This window comes from Vibrio sp. KUL80, from assembly GCF_059725495.1.
The window spans coordinates 1,220,491-1,246,097 of the sequence record NZ_AP045841.1 but is presented as its reverse complement, the minus strand read 5'-3'; the positions used below and the strand labels follow the sequence as shown (position 1 = coordinate 1,246,097).

Here is a 25,607-nt window from a genome sequence, read left to right as displayed (position 1 = left end):
GACTATTCCCTTATGTCCGTTAACAAGCCAACCTTTGGAATACCTGCACGGCTTAATTCATCGAGCAGCAATACCACCTCAGCATAAGGGGTCGCTGCATCACCACCCACCGCGACCGGTGAGTCAGGATTGATAGAAAGCTCTGCACGGACTCGTACGATAATATCTTGCAGACTAAGACCGCGTTGAACGTCTTCGTTATTCACGCTTAGTCCTAAATTTCCGTCACGGTCAACTTCTACGATGATGAAGCTTGCGTCTGTGTCGCCCGCTAGCTCAGAGGCTGGCTTGGCAGTAGACGTTTTTGGCAGCTCAACATCGACACCTTGAGTAATAAAAGGCGACGTCACCATGAAGATAATAAGCAGCACAAGCATAACGTCGATGTAAGGTACGACGTTGATCTCACAGGTGAGCTTGCGTTTTTTGGGTTGGTAGCCCGCCATTACTGCTCCCTACCTGCCATTGCTTGTCGGTGCAGGATGCTGTGGAACTCTTCTGAGAAGGTTGCGTAGTTGTGCTCAAGCTTACTGACTTTGTTACTCAGGCGGTTGTATGCCATAACCGCTGGAATTGCAGCAAATAGACCCATTGCCGTTGCGATCAGTGCTTCTGCGATGCCTGGTGCTACCATGGCAAGCGTTGCCTGTTTCACTTCGCCCAGTGCGATAAACGCATGCATGATACCCCACACGGTACCAAACAGACCGATGTATGGGCTGATTGAGCCAACGGTTGCCAAAAATGGCAGGTTAGTTTCTAAGTCTTCTACTTCGCGAGAAACCGCAACGCGCATTGAGCGTCCAGTCCCTTCCATGATAAAGGCTGGAGAGTCAGCGTTAGATTTGCGAAGGCGCAGGAACTCAGTAAAGCCGCTGTAAAAAATCTCTTCTGTGCCAGACAAATCGTCTTTGCGCTTTTTCACATCTTGGTAGATCTGCGCAAGGTCAGCACCAGACCAGAATTTGTCTTCAAAGGTTTCTGATTCTTTTGTCGCTTCTTTAAGAACTTTGCTGCGTTTAATGATCATCGCCCAGGATACGACTGACATCCCCATTAGAATCAGCATTACTAATTGAACCAGTAGACTCGCCTCTAATATGAGGTCTACAAACGAAATATCAGCCGTCACTGTCTTTTAACTCCACTACGATAGACGAAGGAATGGCCTTCGGCTTCATTTTAACATTATCGATACATGCCACTTTAACCAGTGCTTTCGCAATTGTCACACCCTCTTGGTCAACAATTTCTTGAGCAAAAGTAAGCGATGCTTTTTTAAATTCAGAAATATAGGTTTTTATCGTGAGATGATCATCAAGGCGGGCACCACGGATAAAATCAATATCCATATGGCGAACCACAAAGCCGGTGTGCTCTTCTAACAACACGCGCTGATTCACACCTTTGCTTCTAAGTAGCTCGGTACGGGCGCGTTCAAAGAAATTGAGATAGTTCGAATGGTAGACGACACCACCTGCATCCGTGTCTTCGTAATAAACGGTCACAGGGAATTCGAAATACGATGATAACTGAGACAAACTGATAACTTCCTAATTAAATCTACGCACTAATATAACGCAAGTGATTGTGATTGTTATAAGTGCTGACAAGAATTTTTGATTAAAGTGCCAAAATTTACACTTAACTGATGAAGATATTAGCGATTACGGGGTTTTCATTGTTTCAAAAAGTAAAAAGCCCGAGCAATGGCTCGGGCTTTTCCTAGAAAACGTACATTAACGTTAAGTAACTCAGCACAGTTAGCGATAAATATGGACTAAACACCACCTGCCACAACCAAAACCTTGGTTTGAAGCCGATGCCATAAACCATACTCGAACAGAGCGATAGCACGAACACCAAGCCTAACCATGGGGCGAAGCCGCCAATGGCCGCGTCATAGTCCTCAGGACTCCACATGAATAGACCCGCGTTGGCAAAGCCAAGCACCAGTGATAAGGCGCGTAACAGCACCTTATCCATCGGCTTGTGAATCTGCTCTAACTGTTGGTTAAGCTTACTCACTGTCTTTGTCCATCATCTCACTGTGTTCAAGCCAAAGTGCATTGATGATGCCGAATGCACATGCCAGAAGAACACCTAAAATCCAAGCGAAATACCACATGTTAAATGCTCCTTAGTATAGTGAATTCTTGTTTTCTTCGATGAACTTGTCATCAAGACGACCAAACATTTTGTAGTAAGTCCATGCTGTGTAGCTAAGAATTACTGGAACCATAACAAACGCTACCGCTGTCATTAGGTTCAGAGTCAACTCACTTGAAGTCGCATCCCACATGGTCAAGCTGTGGTTTGGATTCATGCTGCTAGGCATTACGAATGGGAACATTGCAAAACCAGCAGTAAAGATGATGCCACCGTTCGCTAGAGAAGACGCAATGAATGACACTGCGCATTTCTCAAGACGAGACGCAAGAACCGCTAGAAGAGGCATTACCACGCCCAGTGCTGGAGCAATCCAAAGCAGTGGGTACTTCTCAAAGTTCGTCATCCAAGCACCCGCTTCGCGAACCACTTCTTTAACTAGAGGGTTTGACGCCGCGTTGCCATCGATGCTACTAACTACTAAGTAGCCATCGATGCCTTGGATCCAGAAACCTGCACCAACGAAAGCAACAACGGTAAGTAGACCCATTAGCTGCGCTGTATTACGAGCACGAGTATGGATATCGCCTGTGGTCTTCATTTGTAGCCATGTAGAACCTTGAAGCAGGATCATGAACAAGCTCACTAGACCACACAGTAGTGCAAACGGGTTTAGCAGAGCGAAGAATGAACCGTGGTAAGTCGGCATCATAAAGTCGCTTAGCTGGAATGGAACACCTTGTAGCAGGTTACCAAACGCCACACCGAAGATAAGCGGTGGAACGAAACCACTGATTGAGATACCGATATCCCAAGCATCACGCCACTTTTTATCTTCTAGCTTAGAGCGGTAATCTAGACCGATTGGACGTAGCCAAAGCGCTGCTAGAGTTAGGATCATTGCTAGGTAGAAACCAGAGAATGACGTTGCGTAAACCAGCGGCCAAGCAGCAAATAGCGCACCACCAGCCGTGATTAGCCAAACTTGGTTACCGTCCCAGTGTGGTGCGATAGAGTTAATCATCACACGACGTTGAGTATCCGTTTTACCTAGGATAGGTACTAGTGCACCTACCCCCATGTCAAAACCATCGGTGATAGCGAAACCAGCAAACAATACGCCGATCAGTACCCACCAGATGAATCGTAAGACTTCGTAATCAAACATTCTTTTTCTCCTTGCTTACGCTTCTACTTGACGACTAACTTTGTTCTCTACCGTTTCGACGTTTTGTTCGAAGTGGTAGCGACCTGTCTTCAAGCTACTTGGGCCTTTACGTGCGAATTTCACCATTAGGTAAACTTCTGCAATTAGGAACACCGTGTATAGAGCGATGATTGCGAATAGTGACGTCCAGATCTGACCCGCAGTCAGTGCTGATGCCGCGACGTGTACAGGCAGGATTTCACCTACGGCCCATGGCTGACGACCAAATTCAGCGACGAACCAACCTGCTTCTACTGCAATCCATGGAAGTGGAATGCTGAATAGCGCAGCTTTAAGAATCCATTTTTTCTGTTCAATTTTCTGACGACATGTCTGAATGAATGCCGCACCAAATACGAATAGCATGATGAAGCCACACGCAACCATGATACGGAACGACCAGAATAGTGGCCAAACTGTCGGGATAGAGTCATCCGCAGCCGCTTGGATTTGATCTTCAGTCGCATCGACTACTTTGTCTGTGTAACGCTTAAGCAGTAGACCGTAACCAAGGTCTTCTTTCACGTCATCAAACGCTGCAAGGTTTGCATCTGTACGCTCACCTGCACGCAGTTTTTCTAGAAGCTCGTACGCATACATACCATTACGGATACGATCAACGTGCTCTTCACGTAGGTCGCGTAGACCTTGAACTGGAGTATCGATAGAGCGTGTTGCGATGATACCCATTACGTATGGGATCTTAAGCGCGAAGTCGGTTTCCATCTTGTCTTGGTTTGGAAGACCAAACACAGTGAACGCTGCTGGAGCTGGCTCTGTGTGCCATTCCGCTTCGATCGCTGCAAGTTTCACTTTCTGTACATCACCAAGCTCGTAACCAGATTCGTCACCAAGAACGATAACAGAAAGGATAGAAGCCATACCGAAAGACGCCGCAATCGCGAAAGAACGACGAGCAAATGCTACGTCACGACCTTTTAGTAGGTAGTAAGCACTGATACCCAGTACGAACATCGCACCTGTGGTATAGCCTGATGCTACTGTGTGAACAAACTTAACCTGAGCTACTGGGTTTAGCACCACTTCTGCGAAGCTGACCATTTCCATACGCATGGTTTCGAAGTTGAACTCAGCGCCCACTGGGTGCTGCATCCAGCCGTTCGCCACAAGGATCCAAAGTGCAGAGAAGTTAGAACCTAGTGCAACCAACCACGTTACCGCTAAGTGTTGACGTTTTGAAAGCCTATCCCATCCGAAGAAGAAAAGTCCGACAAAGGTGGATTCGAGGAAGAAGGCAACAAGGGCTTCGATCGCCAGAGGCGCGCCGAAGATATCACCAACATAATGGGAATAGTACGACCAGTTTGTACCAAACTGGAATTCCATCGTAAGACCGGTGGCAACACCAAGTGCGAAGTTAATACCAAACAGCTTACCCCAGAACTTGGTCATGTCCTTGTAGATTTGCTTGTTGGTCATTACGTAGAGGGACTCCATGATGGCAAGTAGGAATGCCATACCGAGAGTCAATGGAACGAACAAGAAGTGATACATTGCCGTAATTGCGAACTGCAATCTCGACAGATCAACAACGTCTATCATGGTAACTCCTTTTGTGCCGACAATACGACACTCTCTACATCAGTGCGCAAAGGAAACAATGTTTAAGCGGGGTTGAGCTTGTTGAGCATCCGCTAAAATTGTTGAGCTTATTGTCATCCTTGTTGCAAAAATGTACCTCAATGGTTAGTTAATTGTTAAGCATGCGCTAATATAGCTGTGGCTAATATTACTGGTAAATTGATTCGGTTTCAAAAGGTTTATTTGAGGGTTTTGCCTTGATTTATATCAACAAACACGAAATGACGATTGTACAATCTTTAATCACATTGATGCAGGTCAAGTTTGGTGGTTTTTTGTAACTAATTTGGGGAGTGAGTTTCGGGTGCTTTGGAGGGCAATACCCCTTTAGGGGCAATGGATTATAGCGTTTTTCATCAGCGTTGTGAAAATGAATTCACCACTTGATAATAAATTGAAATAAAACTGGCGGGAATATGACACTGCATAGATGAAATATTACTTTACAAATATGCAGTTCATTAATCGTGCAAAAAGAAGGGGAATTACTGCTTATCGATACCGAAATGAAGATAAGCGCGGTCGGATGCAATACGACCGCGAGGTGTACGTTGTAAGTAGCCTTGTTGAATGAGGTAAGGCTCGATGACATCCTCGATGGTGTCTTTCTCTTCACCAATCGCGGCGGCGAGGTTATCAAGTCCTACAGGGCCACCAGAAAACTTCTCCATAATCGCCAATAGAAGCTTTCTATCCATGTAGTCGAAGCCTTGGTTATCGACATCGAGCATGTTTAGCGCTTTGTCCGCGATCTCGGCACAGATATGACCGTTGCCTTTCACTTCGGCATAGTCACGAACGCGGCGCAGCAGACGGTTTGCAATACGAGGTGTACCGCGCGCACGTCGCGCAATTTCTAGTGCACCTTCGGGATCCATAGACAGTCCCAAACAGCGAGCACTGCGCTGAACGATATTTTGAAGGTCGCCAATCTTGTAGTACTCGAGACGCTGGACAATACCAAATCGGTCACGAAGTGGTGAGGTCAGCGAACCCGCACGTGTCGTAGCACCAATCAAGGTAAAAGGAGGCAGATCGATTTTGATCGAGCGAGCTGCAGGACCTTCACCAATCATGATGTCCAACTGGTAGTCTTCCATCGCTGGATACAGTACCTCTTCGACCATTGGGCTTAAGCGGTGGATCTCATCGATAAACAAGACATCGTTTTCTTCGAGGTTGGTCAACAGCGCCGCAAGGTCACCCGCTTTTTCGAGTACTGGGCCCGAAGTTGTACGGATGTTTACTTCCATCTCGTTGGCAACGATGTTCGCCAGCGTGGTTTTACCCAACCCGGGAGGTCCGAATATCAATAGGTGGTCGAGCGCTTCATTACGCAGCTGTGCAGCTTTGATGAAAATTTCCATCTGGTCACTAACGTGCTCCTGACCTTCATAGTCAGCCAGCTTCTTAGGACGAATAGCTCTATCGATGACGTCTTCATCACGAAAAACTGGGTTTTCTGGGGCGATTAAGCGATCGGCTTCAATCATCTAACTGTCTCTCTACACTCACTGTCTTTCTAAAAATAGCGCTTGGTCATTAAACCATAGCACGCAGTGCTTCACGGATCAGCGCTTCGCTGGTCATATCTGGTTTCGCAACTTGAGAAACCACTTTCGATGCTTGAGTTGGCTTATAGCCAAGTGCCAATAGTGCACTCACCGCCTCTTCTTCGGCATTGTCTGCGGCCATCGCACCAATGCTGTCGACTGGTGCTGCATCCGTTGCAGGAGTGAACAGATCGCCTGCACCCCAGCCTTTAAGGCGGTCTTTCATCTCAACGACAAGACGTTCAGCCGTTTTCTTACCAACGCCTGGCAGTTTGACGAGAGTAGAGATATCTTCGCGCTCAACACAAGAGACAAATTGGCTTGCTGACATGCCAGAAAGGATACCTAGACCAAGCTTAGGACCAACACCATTAGCTTTAATCACTTCGCGGAACAATGCACGCTCGCGAACAGTATTAAATCCATAAAGTAGTTGAGCATCTTCGCGCACTACAAAGTGTGTATAGATAATGGCTTCTTGACCAATTTCTGGCAGCTCGTAAAAACAGCTCATCGGCATTTGCACTTCATACCCGACTCCACCAACTTCTATCAGTAGTTCAGGGGGTTGCTTTTCGATTAGCGTGCCACGTAGTCGTCCTATCACAGTCTATGTCTCGTTGTTCGTTGCAATAGGGCTTAGGATATAGAATAACTGGATGGGTATCCAGCTATTCTCTGCAAAAATTAGCTCATTGCCGCGCGGAGTCGCTCCGATAGCTCAGTGCCTTCGGATATCTGTTGATTGAGCTGTTCACTGATGGTTTGGATATCTTCGGCGATGGCTTTACTGCCGGCAACAGAGCGCGCGACATCGCTACTTGCTTGGTCAAGTTCGCCGATAGCTTGATTCTGCTGGGTGACCAGATGGCTAAGATCGGTGATTTCCGTTGAGATGGTTTGCACCTGCTCGATCATCTGGCTGAGCTCTTTCACCGTGGTTTGAATCGTCTGTTGACCAGAGTCGATCTCTTGCTGGCTATTACTGATCAGCGTGCGGATCTCTTCCACAGAATTACTGGTCTTCGAAGAGAGTTCCCTAACTTGCTCAGCCACCACTGCAAAACCACGACCATGATCACCTGCTCGAGCCGCCTCAATTGCCGCATTCAAAGCGAGTAGATTAGTCTGCTCAGCAACCGATGTGATCAATTCAATCACCGACACCACTTTTTGGTTACTGTTGTCGATATTAGCGATGGCTTCGGTGGAAGCATTCAGCATCTCCGAGCTGCTCTCCGCTTGCTGTTTGATAGCGTCGGTTTGTCCGATAACCTGCTCCATAAAGTTGACCGACTCTTGAGTGAACGAAGAGAGCTGCTCTAATTGTTGGCTCATCTCTTCGGCTGCGCTCGCTTGGGATGCGCTGTTCATACCCAGTGATTGGACATTGGAGTTAAGCTGCGATGATTGGGTGTTCACTTGGTGTATCACTTCATCAAGCTCTTGAACACTCTCATTCACTGCCACCAGCATACCGTCCATGCGCTTCTCGCCTTGCGACGCTTTTTCGGCTTGCAGAGCACTTTCTTTCATCGCTTTTTCAGCACGATTAATGGCGCTCTCTTTTTGTTTCGCGGTAAAGCTTTGGGCAAAGCAGATGACACAAAGCGGCAATAGCATCCCTGACCAAATCTCGACGTGTTGTTTTGATTCAGACAGCGAGATAGTAGGAAACGAATAGCCGCTCGTGTGGAGATAAGTCATTACGCCTGACACCACTAAAATACCTAGGCTCCAAGTCAGTGCCATCGCTCGGGAGGCAGAGAGATAAAAAGCGACGATGAGCAAAGGCGCCCAAAACGATTGAGTCGAGTCTACGATACCACCGCTTTGATAGATGATGTTGACGGCGTGGAGCACCATGCCAAGAAAACCAATATTCAACGCGAGTGTAATCTGCTTAGTGAAGCGCAGTACAACTAAACCCACTATCTCGATGGCAACCAACAGTACTGAAGTAAGAAACAGCAGCGCGTGTCCATTTGATTGCCACTTAACGGCACTGTATAAGCCTACGATTAACGCAACAACAGTGAAGACAGCTGTAATTTCCGCTTTGCGTAGCGTGTTTCGGGAGAGATCTTGAGGGTTATTTATTAAGTTATGCCACATGCCCTTGTTATTCCTTATTATTGGTCCTTTGACGCACTCATCGGACCAATATTAGGAAGTTAACAATTAATTAACAAGGCAGAATAGAGAAAAGGCTCTAAAACTGTGGACTGGTTATCGTTAAAACTATCGGTATCCAAGACGGTAACTAGTTGAAACTAAAATCCGCGCGCTTAACGATAGCGCCCTTTCTTCGCACCCGTCGCCTTACCCGCTAGAGCAACGAGCGTTTTATTGGTGTTGGCGTGACAAATTGCCACACCTAAAGCATCGGCAGCATCGGCCTGTGGTTTGGAGGGAAGCTTAAGCATGGCCATCACCATGTGTTGGACCTGAGCTTTGTCCGCGCCACCTGTGCCCACTACCGCTTGCTTGATGAGCCTTGCAGCGTACTCATAGACAGGTAGGTCGTTGTTCACAGCCGCGACGATTGCGCTCCCTCGAGCCTGACCCAATTTAAGCGCGGAGTCGGCGTTTTTCGCCATAAAGACCTGCTCAATCGCAAACACATCGGGTTGAAACTGGGTGATGATTTCGCTCACGCCCGCATAGATCTGTTTTAATCGACCCGGTAACTCCGATTCTGAGGTGCGGATACATCCACTCCCTAGGTACTGCAAATGTCGACCCTGCTGGCGAATGACGCCGTAACCTGTGATTCGTGAACCTGGGTCAATTCCTAAAATAATAGACATGGTTTCTCGCTAATTACTCTAACGTCGCTGCAACTTCGTCAGAGATATCACCATTGTGGTAGACCTCTTGGACGTCATCGAGATCTTCCAATGCATCGATAAGACGCAGTAACTTAGGTGCGGTGGACTCATCAAGATCAGCTTTCGTTGAAGGAACAAGCGTCACTTCGGCATTTGATGCTTCAAAGCCCGCCTCATCGAGTGCGTCTTTTACCGAACCAAACTCTGCTGGCGTGGTGTAAACGTCAATGGCACCGTCATCGCCTGTTTCGATATCGTCTGCACCGCCTTCTAGAGCCACTTCCATGACTTCGTCTTCATCAAGACCTGGCGCGTAAGAAATGACGCCTTTTTTATCGAATAGGTAATTCACGCTGCCGTCAGTGCCAAGGTTACCGCCCGCTTTTGAGAAAGCATGACGCACACCAGAAACCGTGCGATTTCGATTGTCTGTCATACATTCAACCATCACGGCTGTACCACCCGGTCCGTAGCCCTCGTAGATGACGGTCTCCATATTGTCATCACCTTCACCACCAGCACCGCGCGAGACTGCTCGATTGACAGTGTCACGAGTCATGTTGTTTGAGAGTGCTTTATCAATAGCCGCGCGAAGTCTTGGGTTGTTATCAACCTCACCACCGCCTTCTTTTGCCGCGACGACAATTTCGCGAATCAGTTTGGTGAAGATTTTGCCGCGCTTTGCATCTTGCGCCGCTTTACGATGGCGAATGTTCGCCCATTTACTGTGACCTGCCATGGTTAATCCTTTGAGTTCTATGAAGTTGGACTATTTATAGAGTGGTATAACTATACAGAATTTAGAAACAAAAACTCCCGCGGGTGCGGGAGTTTTTGTTATGTGTTGTGATTTGCGATATTACGTAGCAGCGGGTTCTTGGTTCTCCCTCTTGGTAAGAGGGAGTTAGAGGGGGCTAAAACGCTTTGCGTTTGAAAAGCTTTCACCCCTCCCAACCTCCCCTTAGCAAGGGGAGGAGCAGAGCGCTCGCTGCGCTTTGCTTGGCGATGTTACGTAGTAACTAGCCTTAGTTCTCCCTCTTGATAAGGGGGAGTTAGAGGGGGTAAAACGCTTTGCGTTTAAAGAGCTTTCACCCCTCCCAACCTCCCCTTAGCAAGGGAAGGAGCCCAATGGCTCGCTGCGCATCGCGCAACACACTAAGAGAGATTAAGCGTCTTTCTTCTCTTTCGCCGCCGTCACAGCAATCGCTAGCTCTTCAAGTGCAGCTGGGTTTGCTGCGCTTGGAGCGTCTGTTAGTAGACACGCTGCTGCGGTTGTTTTCGGGAATGCGATAACGTCACGGATGTTCTCTGTACCACATAGAAGCATCACTAGACGGTCAAGACCGAATGCTAGACCTGCGTGTGGTGGCGTACCGAACTTCAGTGCGTCTAGTAAGAAGCCGAACTTCTCGCGTTGCTCTTCTGCATCGATACCTAGGATCTCGAATACCGCTGCTTGCATTTCTGCGTTGTGGATACGAACAGAACCACCACCCACTTCATAGCCGTTTAGAACCATGTCGTATGCGTTAGAGTTTGCTGCCGCTGGGTTCGCTTTTAGCTCTTCCGCTGTCATACCAAGAGGAGACGTGAATGGGTGGTGCATAGCGTGCAGGTTACCCTCGTCATCTTCTTCAAACATTGGGAAGTCAACAACCCATAGTGGCGCCCACTTAGACTCGTCAGTAAGCTCAAGATCTTTACCAAGCTTAAGACGTAGTGCGCCCATTGCTTCTGCAACTGTATTTGCTTTGTCTGCGCCGAATAGGATGATGTCACCAGATTCTGCGTTAGTACGCTCTAGAATACCGTTGATCACTTCTTCGTTAAGGAACTTAGCCACTGGAGATTGAATACCTTCCATGCCAGCAGCACGGTCGTTAACCTTCATCCATGCTAGACCTTTCGCACCGTAGATGCCTACGTACTCAGCATAGCTGTCGATTTGCTTACGAGTCAGTTTAGCACCGCCTGGTACGCGGATAACCGCTACGCGACCTTTCTCGTCGTTTGCAGGACCAGAGAATACTTTGAACTCAACGTCTTTCACTAGATCAGCAACGTCTACTAGCTCTAGTGGGTTACGTAGATCTGGCTTGTCGCTACCGAAACGGCGAATCGCTTCAGAGAATGGCATTACAGGGAACTGACCTAGGTCTACGTTCAGTAGCTCTTGCCACATGTCGCGAACCATTTTTTCAGTCACTTCACGTACTTGGTCAGCCGACATGAATGACGTTTCGATATCGATCTGAGTGAATTCTGGTTGACGGTCAGCACGCAAGTCTTCATCACGGAAACACTTAACGATCTGGTAGTAACGGTCGAAACCAGACATCATCAGCAGCTGTTTGAATAGCTGTGGAGACTGAGGAAGCGCGTAGAACGAACCTTTGTGAACACGGCTTGGTACTAGGTAGTCACGAGCACCTTCTGGCGTCGCTTTGGTTAGTACTGGCGTTTCGATGTCTAGGAAGCCGTTGTCATCTAGGAAACGACGAACAAAGCTCGATGCTTTTGCACGCAGTTTAATACGATCGCTCATCTCTGGGCGACGTAGGTCGATGTAACGGTACTTCAGACGTTGCTCTTCAGTATTCGTTTGGTTGAAGTCTAGAGGTAGCACGTCGCTACGGTTGATGATTTCAAGACCTTTTGCAAGGATCTCTACTTCACCTGTCGCCATGTCTTTGTTTACTTGGCTCTCTGGACGTACACGAACTTCACCAGTTAGCTTGATGCAGAATTCGTTACGAAGTTGGTTCGCTACTTCATAAGCATCAGCCATATCTGGATCAACAACAACCTGAACGATACCTTCACGATCTCGCATATCAATAAAGATAAGACCGCCTAAATCACGACGACGGTTTACCCAGCCGCACAGTTCTACAGTTTGTCCTGCAAGGGACTTGTTCAGGTGACCACAGTAATGGCTACGCATAATGAATTTCCCAATTTCCGATTGTTTATATGAAATCTATATTGTGGGTGATGGCATAAAAAGTCGCCAAGTCTAAATCCACCCACAAAATCAAAGGTTCATTTATACTCGGAAAATCGTCTAAAATCGACCTAATTTGACAGAATTGTTGTGTTTAATTGCCCGTTGCTACGCTAGAACACTTGAAACGGATAAAATATCAACAAATCCTATTAGTTACTGACTTCTGTTTATTGGCTTTAAAGGACTAGAAATGAGTGAACCGAAATTGCGACTTGGGCTAACCATGTGGTCACACAATGATTGGCAACACTCATTCTATGGCAAAGGAACTAAGCCCGCTGAGCGTCTCGAGCGATACGCTTCTGTATTCGACACAGTTGAAGGTAACACCACGTTTTACGCCACCCCTAGTGCCAAGACGGTAAACAGTTGGAATCAAGCCACGTCGGATGATTTTCGATTCACCTTTAAGCTGCCAAAAGCGATAACCCACGAGCGAATGCTGAACCAGTGCCAAGACGAGTTGATGGCGTTTTTGCAAGTCATGGCGCCACTGCATCATAAGATAGGTATGTGGACGATTCAGTTACCTAGCAAGTTCTCTCCTGCCGATTTGCCTGCACTTCAAGCGTTTTGCGCCAAGTTCCCTTCAGACATGAAGTTAGGCGTTGAGGTTCGTCACCTGGGTTTCTTTAACAAATCCGATGAAGAGCGCGCGTTTAATCAGTGGTTAATAGAAGAGCATATCGACCGGATCATTATGGATTCACGTCCGGTTTTTGCTGCCAAGCCAGATACTGCAGCGGTCATAGACGCCCACGAAAAAAAGCCCAAGGTGCCTGTCCATGCGATTTCTACAGCCGCACATCCAATGATTCGATTTATTGGGCACCCAGACATGGAAGCGAACCTGGCTTTTTTTAAGCCATGGGAAACAAAGCTCGCGCAATGGATTGCAGAGGGTAAACAGCCTTATTTAATGATCCACACGCCCGATAATGTCGAAGCGCCAGAACTGGCAATAAAGCTCTATAATCAGCTAAAAACGTCGCAACAGGGGAACTTGGAACTCGCTGAGATACCGACGTTTCCGAGTCTGAGAGATGATCATCAGATCTCTATGTTTTAGGCTCGAAACCAAGGTCAACCTTATATGGTTCAACACGGTAATGACATTTCTCCTCGAATGACGTAAAATGCGCGCCTTTTTTATCGCGTCCGTATGAACGGCAATGGGGAACCTTAACATGCAGAATAAAGACACTATATTCTCTGCTCCTATCGACAAGATTGGTGATTTCACCTTCGATGAGCGAGTAGCTGAAGTCTTCCCAGATATGATTCAGCGCAGTGTGCCTGGATACAGCAACATTATTTCTGCAATCGGCATGCTCGCAGAGCGTTTCGCCAAACCCCACTCAACCATCTATGACCTTGGCTGCTCACTAGGTGCGGCTACCCTATCGATGCGCCGCAACATCACCCAAGAACGTTGTCAGATTATCGCTGTCGATAACTCTTCGGCGATGGTTGAGCGCTGCAAGCTACACGTGAACGCGTATCGCTCAGACACCCCAGTGAATGTAGTTGAAGCCGATATCCGTGATATCGAGATCAAAGACGCCTCTGTGGTTGTGCTTAACTTTACTCTGCAATTCCTATCGCCAGACGATCGCCGCACGCTGCTGGAGAAAATCTACGCGGGTCTGCGCCCAGGTGGTATTTTAATTTTGTCAGAGAAATACGTATTTGAAGACGAAGGCTCAAACGAACTGCTAATCGACCTTCACCACGACTTCAAGCGTGCCAACGGTTATAGCGAGCTCGAGATCAGCCAAAAACGCAGCGCAATTGAAAATGTTATGCGCCCAGACTCGATTAACGTGCATAAAGAGCGATTTAAAGAGATTGGATTTACTAGCTATGAAGTCTGGTTCCAATGCTTCAACTTTGGCTCTATGTTCGCCATTAAGTAATATCTCAGTGCTGCTGATAGTTAAGCAGCGCTAGACACCGTATCCCAAGTCGTCGACACCCAATATTAGTAGAGAGTTTCATGTTTAACTTTGCGAATTTCTATCAGCTTATCGCTCAAGATACCAAGCTTCAGCCTTGGCTTAATATCCTGCCACAGCAACTGACCGACTGGCAGAATGCCGAGCACGGTGATTTTGACCGTTGGTTGCGCGCGCTTGCAAAAATTCCGGCAGGTCAACCGGACAACGTTGAGTTAAAAAGTGAAGTTTCTCTAGCAAACAATGACGCACTGGCAACCGGTGAGATGAAGAAGCTTGAGAACTTGCTTCGTACCTTCCACCCTTGGCGCAAAGGCCCTTATCGTGTTCACGATATCCATATCGATACCGAGTGGCGCTCTGACTGGAAATGGGATCGCGTGCTTCCACACATCTCTTCGCTAAAAAACCGCTCAGTATTGGATGTTGGTTGTGGTAATGGCTATCACATGTGGCGCATGCTGGGTGAAGGCGCTCGTTTGTGTGTCGGCATTGACCCATCACATCTGTTCTTAGTGCAGTTTGAAGCGATTCGTAAGTTGATGGGCGGCGACCAGCGTGCTCACCTTCTCCCACTTGGTATCGAGCAGCTACCTGAGCTTCAAGCGTTTGACACAGTTTTCAGCATGGGTGTGCTCTATCACCGTCGTTCTCCTTTGGATCACCTGATTCAACTTAAGAACCAGCTCGTTGCTGGTGGTGAGTTGGTTCTTGAGACATTGGTTATCGAAGGTGACGAGAACGCAGTGCTAGTCCCAGTTGATCGCTACGCGCAAATGCGTAACGTTTACTTCTTCCCTTCAGCGCGTGCACTTAAAGTGTGGCTAGAGAAAGTTGGCTTTGTGAACGTACGTATTGTCGATGAAAATGTGACCTCAACAGACGAGCAGCGCACCACAGGATGGATGACACACAACTCCCTTCCTGAGTACCTAGATCAGAACGATCCTAGCAAAACCGTCGAAGGTTACCCTGCTCCACGCCGCGCAATCTTAGTGGCTGAAAATCCAAGCAAATAATCCTAACGTCAAAAAAAGTGATGTTTAATGCATCAGCTTTTACATCACTTTTATAAGTCTGACGTAGCTCTGACAATAGGGAGTATCGCACTCCCTATTGGTTACGATAAAATCAACGCTTCCAAGTTCCACTTTATTGTTTTTTAGGGTTTAAGATGTACAAACGTTTGGCACCTCTTGTCGCCATCGGCCTACTTTCAGGTTGTTCTACCGTCAATCACCAAGAACTTCATCAAAACACCATCAGCGCAATTCAGGAATCCGAGCAGCGCCTCGACAATAGACTGACCAATCTAACGCTTCAAATCAGCAACAACGCTGACTATATCGATAGCTTAGAGTCTGAAATTATCGCGCTTACCAAAGAAGTCGAGATGCTACGCAAAGCAGACGGCAGTGAAGAAGAACAAGAAGAAGAGCAAGCAAAGCCACTCCCTGTAATTGCACCGACTACATTCTCCTCTGCTCCCGTTGTCCTTGGGTCTGTTGAACGCGTACGTTTAGATGCGCTCGATAAGACGTTTGACGCTCGAGTTGATACCGGCGCAGTCACCTCTTCATTAAATGCGAGCGATATTCAAGCATTCGAAAGAGATGGCAAACAATGGGTAAAATTTAAACTTGTTGACGAAAAGGCCGAGAAAGAAAGTAACCGTTGGATTGAAGCACCTGTTATTCGATATGTTAAAATTCGTCAATCCACCAGCGACAAAATGGAACGCAGAGCTGTGGTTGAATTATGGATCCGTGTTGGAAAAATCCATGAAAAAGCACAATTTACACTGGCAGATCGCTCACAAATGACCCACCCTATACTACTAGGAAGAGAATTTATCAAAGATATTGCTTTAGTTGATGTTAGTCAGCAATATATACTTTCATCTAACAAGTAATTTTCTTTAAAATAACACCTCCTTCAGGGAAGCAATTACAATAATAAGGTTGTTTATGACTTCACGTATTCCATTTTTCCTATCTGTAGGATTACTTATTGCGGCAGGGATCGCTTTAAGTGTCATAAGGCACGACACCTATGGCGTACCATGGACTCCAGGCGAAACTCGTCAGGTTTGGGACATTGAAGCTAGAGTTGAGTTTAATGCGATTGGCAAACCAGCCAAGGTGTCATTAGCAGCACCATATACTCAAGAAGGCTTCACTCTCATTGGCGAATCAGCCTCATCACCTGGCTACGGTGTCTCTTATGTCGATTCTGACGCCGGTCGCCGCGCTGAATGGTCTATCCGCCAAGCGCAAGGTCCACAGACCATCTACTACAAAACCCAATTTCTTGTGGATGACCAAGCGCTCGCTAATTCAACACCGCCTTCAGAAGATGTCGTTAAGCCAACCTTTGATGGCCCTGAAGAAGCTGCCGCGATTGCACTTGTGGAACGTGCAGAGTCTCGCTCTTCTGACAACGTTACTTTTACACGTGAGCTAATCAAGGCGCTAAACGATGGTGATAGCCAAAACTCAGCGCTTATCCTAAACAACATGACTAAACTACAAGCGGCGGCGAAGTTGCTCGCATTTGCTGAAGTCCCTAGTAAGGTCGTCGGTGTTATCGAACTTGAAGACGGTCGCCGTCGTCAGTCGATTCAACAGATGCTTCAAGTGTGGGATGGTGCCAAATGGAAGATCTTCTCTCCTGAAACGACTGAAGGTCAAAAGAAACAAAACCTAATGGTCTGGGATGAATCGAATGTTTCTTTGCTAGACGTTGTTGGCGGTAAAGACAGTAAAGTGCACTTTACAATGATCGCTCAAGAGGTATCACCTCAAGAAGCGACTAACAGCAAAGTTGATGCAGACGGTCTACTAAACTTCTCTATCCACAGCCTACCGCTGGAAGAGCAAGCCATGTTTAAGACCATCATGCTGATCCCTATCGGCGCTTTGATAGTTGTATTCTTGCGTATCCTCATCGGTCTTAAAACCTCTGGTACCTTCATGCCAGTTCTGATTGCGGTTGCGTTTGTACAGACCCAATTAGTAACGGGTATTGTAGGCTTCCTACTGATTGTCGGTACGGGTCTGGTAATACGTAGTTATCTATCCAAGCTTAACCTGCTGCTGGTGGCGCGGATCTCCGCGGTTATCATCACGGTTATTCTGATTATTTCTGTCTTTACCGTAGTGGCGTTCAAGATTGGTCTGACTGAAGGTCTTTCTATTACCTTCTTCCCTATGATCATCCTATCTTGGACTATCGAACGTATGTCTATCCTTTGGGAAGAAGAAGGTGCGAAAGAAGTCATTATGCAGGGTGGCGGTTCGCTGTTAACGGCGGTACTGGTTTACTTAGCGATGACCAACTCTTACGTTCAACATCTAACGTTTAACTTTATCGGTCTGCAGCTGGTTATCCTTGGTGGTATTTTGCTACTTGGTACGTACACAGGTTACCGACTCACTGAACTGCGTCGCTTTAAGCCATTGACGGAGGACTAATCTATGCTTGGAAAGCTAACCAGTCCTTTTAAGCTTCGTGAGCGCGGTATTATGGGTATGAACCAACGTAACCATGGTTACATTGGTAAGTACAATGACCGCTCGAAGTATCCACTTGTGGATGACAAACTAAAGACCAAGATCATTGCTGAGAAAGCTGGCGCAACCACGCCAGCTCTTATCGGCGTCGTCAGTAACCAGGCGGAAGCGAAGCGCATCCACAACATGGTCAAAGACTGGCCAGGGTTTGTGATTAAGCCTGCTCAAGGCAGTGGCGGTAAAGGCATTCTTGTTGTGGTCAGCCACAAAGATGGCGTTTACACCAAGCCATCTGGGGCAACCATCAATAAAGAAGACGTTGAGCGCCACATCAGTAACACGCTGGCAGGTCTGTTTTCTCTGGGTGGTAAGAACGATGTTGCCGTCGTAGAAAACTTGATTAAGTTTGACGACTGTTTTGACGGCTTTAGTTTCGAAGGTGTACCAGATGTTCGTATTATTGTATTCCAAGGCTACCCTGTCATGGCGATGATGCGTCTATCGACCTCTGCATCCGATGGTAAAGCAAACCTTCACCAAGGCGCGGTCGGTGTCGGGATCGATATTGCCACCGGCAAAGCGGTTCGAGCGGTCCAATTTGACCGTCCGGTCACGCTTCACCCGGATACAGGCAAAGAGCTCGCTACACTAGCAGTACCGCACTGGAAACGACTACTCACTCTTGCCTCAAGCGCCTATGAAATGACAGGTCTTGGCTACATGGGGACCGACATGGTACTCGATAGAGAAGAAGGTCCGATGGTACTTGAGTTGAATGCTCGTCCTGGCCTAGCGATTCAAATCGCAAATGGCTGTGGCCTGCTACCAAGGCTTCAACATATCGAATCACTGGGTGAACCAAACCCGTTCGAATATCCAAGTCCAGCAGAGCGCGTAGAGTACGCCGCTAAGATGTTTGGTCACGCCTCTGGGGATAGCGAATAACCTCGATACATAGCTTATAAAAACAACGAACTGAGTGCCTTCAACCGGATGCGCTCAGTTCTTTTTTTGGGGCTATCAAACCGTCTCACGCTCTACCCAATCTGCTCAGCAATAAGCGATACTGCTAGAACCTCAGTACATTTTTACCAAAGAAAACGCGCTCCAAATTGGAGCGCGTTTTTATATTCAACCTAGGCTTTAACCGAAGTTAGACTTTGAATTGATTCATCAGTGTTTGCTGCGTATCAGATAGCGCATTGATCTCCTGCCCTACCTTCTCAGCGTCACCGGCGTTTTCAAGGATCTTCGCACTCAAATCTCGAATGTTGCTGACATTTTGATTCACTTCCGAAGAAACTGATTGCTGCTCTTCTGCTGCCTTAACAATCTGAGAGTTCATATCATTAATGGCTGAGATGGACTCGAAAATTCGGCTCAGCGCAGCGACGGCTTGTTGAACATGGTCTGCGGTCGAATCCGCTAGGTTAGAGCTCTCTTGCATGGCGGCGACAACATCTGCTGTGCCTTTTTGCACTCGCTCAATCACCTGCTGGATCTCACCTACAGAATCTTGCGTGCGACTTGCTAGACTTCGAACCTCATCAGCAACCACGGCAAAACCTCGACCTTGCTCACCCGCTCGAGCCGCTTCAATCGCCGCATTAAGAGCGAGTAAGTTAGTTTGCTCGGAGATCCCTTCAATTACCGACAAGATCTCTGTGATGTTTGCGTTGTTCTGCGCCAGTTCTTCAACGACAGGTACCGTCATCTTCATCTGCTCAACCAAACGAACCATCTCGTGAGCTGACAGCTCCGCGACTTCTTGACCGTGGCTCGCGGATTCGTTCGCAGAAGAGGCAGCCTCTACCGCAACTTCCGCGTTTTGCACAACGAGAGATGCTGTTTGCGTCATCTCTTCTGAGGCTGTTGCGACTAAGTCCACTTCTCTAAACTGTGCTTCGCTGCTTTCGCGAGTCGCCATTGCCGTGCGGCTAGCAGACTCCGCAGTGCCACTGATTTGCTCTGTCGTCTTGGCAACCTGCTGAATGGTGGTCTGAAGCTTACTTAAGAAGGCGTTAAACTGTTCAGCAAGCTGTCCGATTTCATCCTTCGATTTCACATCTAGACGCTGAGTAAGGTCGCCTTCACCGCTAGCAATATCTTCAAGTCGGGTTACCACTTCTCGAATTGGCTTCACTAGGCGTGATGACATCACACTAATAATGATAAGACCGACCACAACAAAACTGGAGCCAACGATAATCTCGAATACAATACCGTCGCTTAGCTGTTGTGAAATGATTCGATCTAAAGTGATCGCATCACTCAACACGCTTTCGCGCGGCATATCAAAGAACACACCCCAGGTCTGGTTGGCGATCTTAACGGGGTTAAACACGGTTAACCATTGATTGTCCGCACTCCAAAGCGTTGCTGCTTCTTCTCCAAACATGAGATCGGTAATTTGGTCTTGAGAGAGAACTTTGCTTTGGTAACGAGAGCCAGCAAGAACGCTTGTATCGTCACTGGCGATAACGCTCTCATCCAAACTGATGATGTTCACATGACCGTCACCACTGAATAGGCTTGAGTCAGAGTCCATTACCGTTTTGGCAAGTCCAGTAAGCTGTAGGTCAATCCCCAAGAAACCAATAATGATGCTGTCGACTTCGATAGGAATAGAAAGTGAAGACGTGAGATGCTGAACTTCACCGACCTGACTGAGGCGTGGTGTACTCACACAGGCTGATTCAGTCGCAAGTGGGCAATAGAAACGTTCGCCGTTTTCCATCGCATCTTGCATTGATTTAGATAACACAGTTCTCACTGCGTTCTCGCCAGTTGCGGACATTTGCCAGTAGGTCGCAAACTGCCCTTGCTCATTGGAGCCTACGTAATCAGCGCCTTGGTAGTTACCATCTTCGCCATCAAGCATGTTTGGCTTGAATACCAGATAGGCACCTTGAATCGAAGGAAACTGAATCACCGCTTGGCGCATCATTTCATCCAGCGCTAAACGCAAGTCTTCACTTGGCAGGAAGTTCTCTTCAGCGTTGTATTTCTGAAACTTAGCGTTGGCGATTAGCATCTCGGCACGGTACACCGCTTCATCAAAGTAGGCTTTGACTTCACGAGCGTTAATCTCAGCCTGAGCTTCTAAAAGCGACTGTGATTTTTCGGAAACCGATTGAGAGCTCATCGCTTGTATAGATTGCTGGCTATTGACGGCGTTATAAAGAGAAAAGCCTATTAAAGCGATAGAGGTAAACAGCAAGCAGCAGCCTGCCAGTACCGTGATTTTCCACTGCACGGAGAGAGTTCGCATAGTACATCCTTTTAGCAAACAGAGAGCACATATTGTTTTTATATCGACCAGAAGTCGTAATTATTGAGCGTTTTATTACATCATTTTTACATCTTTCGCTCAACCCAGATCTGCCCTAACTTGGGGTTATAGATGGATGTAATTGAGACACAGTGCTAGTATTTTGCTTTCGATTTTAAAAATCACAGGATTAGTGAGAAATGAAAGTCATCAGCTTTAATATCAATGGTCTGCGTGCGCGTCTGCATCAACTACAAGCTCTTATCGACAAGCATCAACCGGATGTCATTGGTCTACAAGAAATCAAAGTTCACGATGAAGCCTTCCCGGTCGAAGACGTCGAAGAGATGGGCTACAAAGTCTACTTCCATGGTCAAAAGGCGCACTACGGTGTAGCTATGCTTTGCAAGAAAGAACCTCTCTCAGTTCAAAAAGGTTTTCCCACCGACAATGAAGACCATCAGAAGCGAATGATCATGGCGACGTTTGAAGATGACAACGGCGAAAAGGTGACGGTACTTAACGGCTACTTCCCTCAAGGTGACAATATCGCCCACGAGACTAAGTACCCTTACAAGCGTGAGTTCTACCAAGACTTAATGACGTACCTTAACGAGCACCATACCAATGATGAGCAAGTCATTGTCATGGGTGACATCAACATCAGTCCTATCGACTTAGACATCGGTATCGGTGAGCCAAACCGTAAACGCTGGCTGAAAACAGGTAAATGTTCATTCCAACCTGAAGAGCGCGAGTGGTTAAAAACGCTACTCGATTGGGGTTTCGTTGACACCTTCCGTCAACTTCATCCAGATGTCGATGATAAGTTCTCGTGGTTTGATTATCGCTCTCGTGGCTTTGATGATAATCGCGGACTTCGTATTGACGTTATTTTGGCAACGCCTAAGCTTGCTGAAAAGTGCATTGAATCGGATGTTGATTACGAATTGCGCGGTATTGAAAAGCCTTCTGATCACGCTCCGATTTGGTCAACGTTCAATTAATAACCAATTTGTTTTTTCGAATTAATTGGTTTCCAATAAATAGAAAGAAGGCCGGACAGTGTCGGCCTTCTTATTAAATATGAGATTTAAAGACGTTTTGCTGGGTTATTACCAGTATACGCGGAAACCAACCGCACCGTTGAAGTCACCATCAACGATTTGTGCTTCAAATTCTTTGTCAGCACCCTTAGAGTAACCACCTAGCGTTGTACCGTCTGCGTATTGACCTTCAATCCAGATACGAGACCAGCTGTTTAGGTGATATACGATACCAGCGTATAGATTTTTACTGTTGTCAGATGCGTTCGTTACACCGATTGCAAGAAGCTCATCAAGTGCATCGTGCTTAACGTATTCAAAACCAGCATAAATAGTAGCATTGTCTTGGATATCGTAGTTAGCCGCTACGCTGAGCGCGTCTTCTTTGATTTTTAGTACTTGGTTTTTGTACTCAGCGTTGTAGTAAGTTGCTTGAACATAAGATTTCTCAAACGTATAACCTACAGAACCAGTGTATGCTGTTGATTCTAGTTTACCAACGCCAGACTCTTCGTCTTTGTCCGTTGCACCACCTAGAATAAAGTCAAAGTCACCAAAGTTTGCGCTACCAAAAAGCTGGGCTGTGCTTGGCGCTGAGTTATTCTCATCTAGGCCGTAACCTGCGCCGATAGAGAAGTTTTCACCGTCAAACGCGTACTTAATGTAGTTGTCGTGTCTGAACGAAGCACTCGCTAGGTAACGAATACCTGAGCCGCCAAACCAGTAAGAGAAATCTGCACCGTAGAAATCGTCCTGAGTGGTGTATTGACGACCTAGAGATACTTTACCCCAGTCACCGCCGAAACCTGCGTAGTGTAGACGACCTGCAACTTCACCGTTGCCTGGAAGACCAAACTCAACTAGACCGTGAACGTATAGATCATCGCTAACGTTGTATTTAGCGTTGATACCACCACGAGAACCAGATGTATTTAGGTTCGTAGTACGTGTGTCAGTTTCTGAATCATTAACACTTGTTAATTCAGTACGAATCTGACCATAGAATTCTGCAGAACCTTCTTCAGATTTGAATATTTCTGCTGCGTTTGCACCTGTAACAAATAGAGTCGGCAATACCACTGCCAATAATGTCTTTTTCATATAATTCACTTTATTAATTATCAATCCATTGTGGTCCAACCTTGGACCGCAATGAAATACTAATTTTTATGTTTTTTTAGGTCAATATGAAACTGGCTAGGGCAATAGTCATACAAAACACAGCAAAAGTGAATAATTATACAAGACAGCGGACAATAAAAACGACAGATGAATAACACTAGCCAAAAGTTAAAATTTGGCACGAAAACGACATTTTTTACATCTATTTGGCGATAAATCCCACTAAACACCCTACAATTGACATATAACATCATAGCAGCATACCCGTTCATTATGTTATAAACAGACACATCTACAGAATTTTTTAACATAAGGTCAAATAATCAACAATAAATCAGCATGGTGATATTCTGGAAATTCATCACTAGTTAAAATAGCGAATAATTATTGGATTAAAAAAATATAAACAACGTGATCTTTCGAACAAAATTTGGGCTGTTTATATTTTTTGATTCACTTTTATATGGCCATTTTGACTTAATTCCATTGCGTTTTTATTTCCCAGCTTCATTTAGTTCAGCTTTAAATGATCGGTTTCGAGCGGGATACTCGTATACAAGGCTGGCTAAAAGTTATGGAAATGATCAAACTAGACGGCTCGGTTTTCGTGAGCTAGATTTTAAGTAGCCTTTTCGAGGCTTAATTGATTTGAGAGGATGTCGAATGAAAGTGAAATTATTTATAGGCGCAATGAGCCTTGTTTTCGCAATGGGTACTGCAAACGCTAGCAGCGATACCTTTGACAGTACTATCATCACACCACCGACGCTAAACAGTAATGCAGGCGAGCACAACGATAGGCGTAACTGCCAGCTAGCTAAGCGCCGTGGCCAAGAGCTTCCAAATTACTGCTCTATTTACATGTGATTTAACTCTCTCAATGGAGCCATGATTGGTTCGTTTTCATTGCTACAACGAAAAACCCCCTCGCTTTGGAGGGGGTTTGTTTTATCCGTTTAATGGCCTTAGATAAGCGAGGAACCGCTTCTCGGCCTTCTTGAAGCACCACAGTATTATGAATGTCAGTGCCATATAGAACAGGCCTGCCGCTAGGAACGACTCAAAGGGTGCGTAGTATCGCGAGTTCACGAGTCGCGCAGCACCAGTCAAATCCATTATGGTGACAATACCCGCTACAGCAGAGCCATGAAGCATGAAAATTACTTCATTACTGTAGGCTGGCAGTGCCCTTCTGAGCGCAGAAGGAAGTATGATGCGACGATAGGTTTTCCATGTGCTCATGCCAAATGCTTTTGCGGCTTCAACTTCGCCTTTTGGCAATCCGTTGATCGCACCGCGTATGATCTCTGCGGTATACGCAGAAGTATTGAGAACAAACGCCACCAACGCACAGAACCAAGCGTTCTCCCAGAGTGTATCTTTAACTGGGAAAAACTGATCCATACCGTAGTAAATAAGATACAACTGAACCAGCAATGGTGTACCACGGAAAAAGTAGATAAAGCCCCACGACGGTAAACTAAACAGGTAATTAGTGCTGTTACGAGCAACTGCTAGTGGTATCGCGACACACAGACCAATCACAAGCGCGGTTGCGACTAACCACATCGTCGTCCACAAGCCATCGAAGTAGATGGGTAAGCTATCTATAATCAGTGAAAAATCCATAGCTTACCTCACATGAATACTGAATTTGCGTTCAACAAGCTTAAGTAAACCGGTTGAAACACTGGTGAAGATCAAGAAGATAATGGACACCGCCATGTAAAAGGTAAATGGCATCTTAGTCGTACCTGCGGCTAAAGAGCTCACACGTACCATATCTTCCAAGCCAATAATTGACACTAGTGCGGTTGTTTTAAGCAGTACCAACCAGTTGTTACCAAACCCTGGTAGAGCATGACGAATCATTTGCGGAAGCAAGATTCGACGAAACGCTAACGTTGAACTCATGCCGTAAGCTTTTGCCGCTTCCATTTCACCCTTATCCACGGCCATGATTGCACCACGGAAGGTCTCTGCCATGTATGCACCGAAGATGAAACCAATTGTCAGTACACCAGCAATAAATGGCGATACATCAATGTAGTCTGGAAGGTAAGATGTCCATTCGTGATTTGGGTTGCTCGAAGCAAACCACTCATTCAACCACTCGTTTGTTGCGTACAAACTGTTGTTGAGAAGAATCTGTCCGCCGAAAAAGATCAGCATCATAAGCACGAGGTCTGGAATGCCTCGAATGATAGTCGTATAAAGGGTCGCAATCGCGCGAGCCCATTTGTAGGGTGCTAATTTTGCAAGCGCACCTAACATACCAAGCACCATAGCGAGGATCAGTGATAACACTGCCACCTCTATAGTGAGTACGGCCCCTTTGAGAATTGAGGCTTCATATCCTTGTAAATCGAGCATAGTTCCTTCCAACAGCACA

25 protein-coding genes are annotated in these 25,607 nt (G+C 46.5%); 8 read left to right on the top strand and 17 right to left on the bottom strand.

The annotated features are described in order from the left end of the window. Positions 1-2: 2 nt before the first annotated feature. From AC6I8U_RS05720 to aspS, 13 genes are all read right to left on the bottom strand, one after another. Positions 3-446, bottom strand: a complete 444-nt coding sequence (locus tag AC6I8U_RS05720) for an ExbD/TolR family protein (RefSeq protein WP_042472013.1) — start codon at positions 444-446, stop codon at positions 3-5. Continuing rightward, positions 446-1,132: a protein TolQ gene (gene tolQ / locus AC6I8U_RS05715; RefSeq protein WP_234495595.1), complete on the bottom strand. Its 687-nt coding sequence runs from the start codon at positions 1,130-1,132 to the stop codon at positions 446-448. The genes AC6I8U_RS05720 and tolQ overlap by 1 nt, the downstream gene beginning before the upstream one ends. Next, positions 1,122-1,541, bottom strand: a complete 420-nt coding sequence (gene ybgC / locus AC6I8U_RS05710) for a tol-pal system-associated acyl-CoA thioesterase (RefSeq protein WP_042472009.1) — start codon at positions 1,539-1,541, stop codon at positions 1,122-1,124. The genes tolQ and ybgC overlap by 11 nt, the downstream gene beginning before the upstream one ends. A 184-nt stretch (positions 1,542-1,725) precedes the next feature. Continuing rightward, positions 1,726-2,028 carry a cyd operon protein YbgE gene (gene ybgE, locus AC6I8U_RS05705; protein WP_112481006.1) on the bottom strand — a complete coding sequence of 101 codons (303 nt, stop codon included), beginning with the start codon at positions 2,026-2,028 and terminating at the stop codon, positions 1,726-1,728. Continuing rightward, the gene (gene cydX, locus AC6I8U_RS05700; RefSeq protein WP_000270284.1) at positions 2,021-2,128 is read right to left on the bottom strand and encodes a cytochrome bd-I oxidase subunit CydX; all 108 of its coding nucleotides are present in this window, start codon (positions 2,126-2,128) and stop codon (positions 2,021-2,023) included. Before cydX ends, ybgE begins: the two co-directional genes overlap by 8 nt. A gap of 12 nt (positions 2,129-2,140) precedes the next feature. Beyond that, positions 2,141-3,277 (bottom strand): cytochrome d ubiquinol oxidase subunit II, encoded by a 1,137-nt coding sequence (gene cydB, locus AC6I8U_RS05695; RefSeq protein ID WP_128650741.1) that lies wholly within the window; start codon positions 3,275-3,277, stop codon positions 2,141-2,143. A gap of 15 nt (positions 3,278-3,292) precedes the next feature. Continuing rightward, complete coding sequence (cydA, locus tag AC6I8U_RS05690; protein WP_234495594.1) at positions 3,293-4,879, bottom strand: cytochrome ubiquinol oxidase subunit I; 1,587 nt, start codon at positions 4,877-4,879, stop codon at positions 3,293-3,295. A gap of 524 nt (positions 4,880-5,403) precedes the next feature. Further along, the gene (gene ruvB / locus AC6I8U_RS05685; RefSeq protein ID WP_252011737.1) at positions 5,404-6,411 is read right to left on the bottom strand and encodes a Holliday junction branch migration DNA helicase RuvB; all 1,008 of its coding nucleotides are present in this window, start codon (positions 6,409-6,411) and stop codon (positions 5,404-5,406) included. A gap of 49 nt (positions 6,412-6,460) precedes the next feature. Then, positions 6,461-7,078 (bottom strand): Holliday junction branch migration protein RuvA, encoded by a 618-nt coding sequence (gene ruvA / locus AC6I8U_RS05680; RefSeq protein WP_498017957.1) that lies wholly within the window; start codon positions 7,076-7,078, stop codon positions 6,461-6,463. An 80-nt stretch (positions 7,079-7,158) separates the two neighbouring features. Next, complete coding sequence (locus AC6I8U_RS05675; protein WP_498017956.1) at positions 7,159-8,586, bottom strand: methyl-accepting chemotaxis protein; 1,428 nt, start codon at positions 8,584-8,586, stop codon at positions 7,159-7,161. A 173-nt stretch (positions 8,587-8,759) separates the two neighbouring features. After that, positions 8,760-9,281 carry a crossover junction endodeoxyribonuclease RuvC gene (gene ruvC, locus AC6I8U_RS05670; RefSeq protein WP_042472000.1) on the bottom strand — a complete coding sequence of 174 codons (522 nt, stop codon included), beginning with the start codon at positions 9,279-9,281 and terminating at the stop codon, positions 8,760-8,762. Positions 9,282-9,294: 13 nt separating this feature from the next. Continuing rightward, on the bottom strand, positions 9,295-10,041 hold the full coding sequence (locus AC6I8U_RS05665; protein ID WP_042471998.1) for a YebC/PmpR family DNA-binding transcriptional regulator: 747 nt from the start codon (positions 10,039-10,041) through the stop codon (positions 9,295-9,297). Positions 10,042-10,467: 426 nt separating this feature from the next. Next, a complete protein-coding gene (gene aspS / locus AC6I8U_RS05660) occupies positions 10,468-12,246 on the bottom strand; it encodes an aspartate--tRNA ligase (RefSeq protein ID WP_042471995.1) in 1,779 nt (592 codons plus the stop codon). 253 nt (positions 12,247-12,499) lie between these two features. Here aspS and AC6I8U_RS05655 point away from each other — a divergent pair, with 253 nt between their 5' ends. From AC6I8U_RS05655 to AC6I8U_RS05630, 6 genes are all read left to right on the top strand, one after another. Next, on the top strand, positions 12,500-13,378 hold the full coding sequence (locus tag AC6I8U_RS05655; RefSeq protein WP_498017955.1) for a DUF72 domain-containing protein: 879 nt from the start codon (positions 12,500-12,502) through the stop codon (positions 13,376-13,378). 118 nt (positions 13,379-13,496) lie between these two features. Beyond that, positions 13,497-14,225 (top strand): carboxy-S-adenosyl-L-methionine synthase CmoA, encoded by a 729-nt coding sequence (gene cmoA / locus AC6I8U_RS05650; protein WP_498017954.1) that lies wholly within the window; start codon positions 13,497-13,499, stop codon positions 14,223-14,225. Positions 14,226-14,305: 80 nt separating this feature from the next. After that, the gene (cmoB, locus tag AC6I8U_RS05645) at positions 14,306-15,283 is read left to right on the top strand and encodes a tRNA 5-methoxyuridine(34)/uridine 5-oxyacetic acid(34) synthase CmoB (protein WP_498017953.1); all 978 of its coding nucleotides are present in this window, start codon (positions 14,306-14,308) and stop codon (positions 15,281-15,283) included. A gap of 155 nt (positions 15,284-15,438) precedes the next feature. Then, complete coding sequence (locus tag AC6I8U_RS05640) at positions 15,439-16,176, top strand: ATP-dependent zinc protease family protein (protein ID WP_234495589.1); 738 nt, start codon at positions 15,439-15,441, stop codon at positions 16,174-16,176. Positions 16,177-16,231: 55 nt separating this feature from the next. Then, positions 16,232-17,737, top strand: a complete 1,506-nt coding sequence (locus tag AC6I8U_RS05635) for an inactive transglutaminase family protein (protein WP_234495588.1) — start codon at positions 16,232-16,234, stop codon at positions 17,735-17,737. Positions 17,738-17,740: 3 nt separating this feature from the next. Beyond that, a complete protein-coding gene (locus AC6I8U_RS05630) occupies positions 17,741-18,721 on the top strand; it encodes an alpha-L-glutamate ligase-like protein (protein ID WP_498017952.1) in 981 nt (326 codons plus the stop codon). Between the two features lie 208 nt (positions 18,722-18,929). Here AC6I8U_RS05630 and AC6I8U_RS05625 read toward each other — a convergent pair whose 3' ends face one another. Then, the gene (locus AC6I8U_RS05625; protein WP_498017951.1) at positions 18,930-21,047 is read right to left on the bottom strand and encodes a methyl-accepting chemotaxis protein; all 2,118 of its coding nucleotides are present in this window, start codon (positions 21,045-21,047) and stop codon (positions 18,930-18,932) included. Positions 21,048-21,247: 200 nt separating this feature from the next. On the opposite strand from AC6I8U_RS05625, the gene xthA reads away from it, so the two are divergent. Beyond that, a complete protein-coding gene (gene xthA / locus AC6I8U_RS05620; RefSeq protein WP_498017950.1) occupies positions 21,248-22,054 on the top strand; it encodes an exodeoxyribonuclease III in 807 nt (268 codons plus the stop codon). Positions 22,055-22,162: 108 nt separating this feature from the next. Here the strand turns inward: xthA and AC6I8U_RS05615 are convergent, their stop codons facing one another. Then, positions 22,163-23,194: a porin gene (locus AC6I8U_RS05615; protein ID WP_498017949.1), complete on the bottom strand. Its 1,032-nt coding sequence runs from the start codon at positions 23,192-23,194 to the stop codon at positions 22,163-22,165. Between the two features lie 684 nt (positions 23,195-23,878). On the opposite strand from AC6I8U_RS05615, the gene AC6I8U_RS05610 reads away from it, so the two are divergent. Beyond that, positions 23,879-24,082: a hypothetical protein gene (locus AC6I8U_RS05610; RefSeq protein ID WP_042471982.1), complete on the top strand. Its 204-nt coding sequence runs from the start codon at positions 23,879-23,881 to the stop codon at positions 24,080-24,082. An 81-nt stretch (positions 24,083-24,163) separates the two neighbouring features. Here AC6I8U_RS05610 and AC6I8U_RS05605 read toward each other — a convergent pair whose 3' ends face one another. Both AC6I8U_RS05605 and AC6I8U_RS05600 read right to left on the bottom strand, forming a co-directional pair. Then, on the bottom strand, positions 24,164-24,844 hold the full coding sequence (locus tag AC6I8U_RS05605) for an ABC transporter permease (RefSeq protein ID WP_128648466.1): 681 nt from the start codon (positions 24,842-24,844) through the stop codon (positions 24,164-24,166). 3 nt (positions 24,845-24,847) lie between these two features. Continuing rightward, positions 24,848-25,588, bottom strand: a complete 741-nt coding sequence (locus tag AC6I8U_RS05600; protein ID WP_042471976.1) for an ABC transporter permease — start codon at positions 25,586-25,588, stop codon at positions 24,848-24,850. Between the last annotated feature and the right edge of the window lie 19 nt (positions 25,589-25,607).